Annotated in this window: 3 protein-coding genes; all 3 read right to left on the bottom strand. The window is 68.7% G+C overall.

Going from position 1 to position 2,346, the window contains the following annotated elements; all coding sequences use genetic code 11:
* Positions 1–537, bottom strand: a 537-nt coding sequence (locus tag VNE62_11225; GenBank protein HVE92849.1) for an HAD family hydrolase, incomplete at its 3' end; no start/stop codon positions are given.
* Positions 530–1,594, bottom strand: coding sequence for a glucose-1-phosphate thymidylyltransferase (locus tag VNE62_11230; GenBank protein HVE92850.1), 1,065 nt, complete (start codon positions 1,592–1,594; stop codon positions 530–532). The genes VNE62_11230 and VNE62_11225, both read right to left, overlap by 8 nt.
* 1 nt (position 1,595) lies before the next feature.
* Positions 1,596–2,346: LCP family protein (locus VNE62_11235; protein ID HVE92851.1), on the bottom strand; the 751-nt coding region annotated here is incomplete at its 5' end.

The following is a 2,346-nucleotide window of genomic DNA, read 5'->3' on the forward strand; positions in this document are numbered from 1 at the left end:
TCGCTGGGGGCCGAGCACGTCGGTGATGAGCTGGTCCCCCACGTAGATCGTCTCCGATGGCCGCGCGCCCACCAGCCTGCAGCCTTCATGGAAGGCCTCGCGACCCGGCTTGCCCGCGGGGGCCACGAACGGAAGACCCTCCGCCTGCAGGGTCTCGGGGACCCAGGCGGCCGAAGCGTTGCTGACCACCCCGGGGTTCATCCCCGCGGCGCGCACCCTCTTCACGACCTCCCGGGCCTCCTGGGTGAAGGGGCCGCCGGCGGGGATCAGCGTGTTCTCGAGGTCGAACAGCACCGCGCGCACCCCCTGGTCGCGGAGCATCTCGAAGGGAATGTCCTCCGCCCGGTCGAACTCCAGCCAGGGCCGCAGCGCCGCCCTCATCTGTCCGCCGCGGGCGATCGAGACGATCCCGGCGGTGCCTCTGTACAAGACCTTTGTGCCCCAGACCACCCAGCGCAGCGCGTCGTTGGCCGTGCCCGAACGTCGCGGCTGTCCCTCCGGACGAAGCCGCGCGCGACCCTCCCGCGGCTCAGACAACGCCCACCGTCGATTGGTCTCCGATCATGAACCTGTATGCCACGGGAGAAGACCCGTCGCGGCTGACGACGCTTCGCCGGCCGAGGATGGAGTCGGAGACCCGCCGCACTCCCGACACCTGGGAGTCGGTCATCAAAATCGAGTGCTCCACCTCGCTGGACTCCACGACGCACCCCTCGCCCACGGCCGTGAACGGCCCGATGTACGAGTCGGTGACGCGAGCGCCCGCGCCGATCACCGCCGGGCCTCTCACGTGGGAGCGCAGGATGGTAGCTCCCGCTTCGACCACCACCCGCCCCTCGATGCGCGATGCCGTGTCGACCTCGCCTTCCATCCGCGGAGGTATCGACTCCAGGACCGTGCGGTTGGCCTCGAGCATGTCGTCCTTTTTGCCAGTGTCCAGCCACCATCCCCGGACCAGGTGCGGCCTGACGTCCAGCCCCGCGGTGACCATGTGCTGTATCGCGTCGGTTATCTCCAGCTCTCCGCGCCAGGAAGGCTGGATCGCGCGCGCGGCATCGAAGATGTTGCGGTCGAACAGGTAGACGCCGACAAGGGCCAGGTTGGACGGAGGGTCCTGGGGCTTTTCGACCAGCCGGACCACCCTGTCGCCCTGCAGCTCGGCCACGCCAAAGGCCTGCGGGTTCGGGACCGGGGTGAGAAGGATCGAGGCGTTGGGCTTTTCGCGCTCGAACTCCTCCACCAGCGAGCCCACTCCCTCCTGCAGCAGGTTGTCGCCCAGGTACATCACGAACGGCTCACCGGCCAGGTACCACTCCGCCGTCAGGACGGCGTGGGCAAGACCCAGCGGCTCGGGCTGGTCTATGTACTGGACGTTGAGCCCGAACGTGGAGCCGTCTCCCACGGCCGCCCGGATCTCGTCGCCGGTGGTGGGGGCGACGATGATCCCCACGTCCTGGATGCCGGCGCGGGCCAGGTCCGCCAGGACGTAGAAGAGGATCGGACGGTTGGCGACCGGGATCAGCTGCTTGGCGGACGTGTAGGTGAGGGGACGAAGACGCGACCCGGTTCCCCCGGCCAGGACTAGTCCGCGCACGTCAGGCCGCCGGACAGGGACTGATGCGGCGGGACGGCGACGACGACTGCTCCTGCTGGGCCCCCTGGACCGGCTGCTGCCGGACGAAGTCCTCAAATCTGGAACCCAGCACCAGGCGCAGTTCGGTCCCTCCGGAGCGGACCCTTGCCCTGGGAATGATGGCCGCCAGCCGGTCTGCGTCAGGGAGCATGGGCTTCGGGGCGATGACCTCCGTCTCTCGCTGCACAGTCGTGACGGTCTCGTAGCGCACGACGTCGAATCCCTTCTCGTCCAGTGACCTCGCGACGCTCGCCGCCAGGCCCTTGCCGGACGCGTCCTCAACCGCGACCTTGACCGCCGCCTGCGCCTGTGGGCCAGACTCGTTTCGCAACCTAGCGAACAGAGCCTCCGCGGCGCTGCGGTCCATCAGGACCACCGACTCCTGGTTGATGGTGGTCTCGCGTCCTGGCACCGTCAACGTCGTCAGCTGATCCACCCCCACCCGTCTGACCTTGAGGGCGAACTGCGCCATCTCGTTGAGGCTGAATCCCTGATCGACCGTGACGTTCTGCGCGAATGCACGGCCCAGGGCCCGAACCCGGTCCGGGCGGCCCAGGATCTGCGGGCGCCCGACCTTCGCCACGACCGCCTTCAGGAACTGCTGCTGTCGCTGGATGCGTCCGAAATCGCCTGAGCCGGTGGCATAGCGGGCGCGGACGAACGAAAGGGCCGCGTTGCCGTCCAAGTGGTTCGGACCCGCCCGGAGCCGGAAC

The organism is Actinomycetota bacterium, from assembly GCA_035536535.1.
Taxonomy (GTDB): domain Bacteria; phylum Actinomycetota; class JAICYB01; order JAICYB01; family JAICYB01; genus DATLNZ01.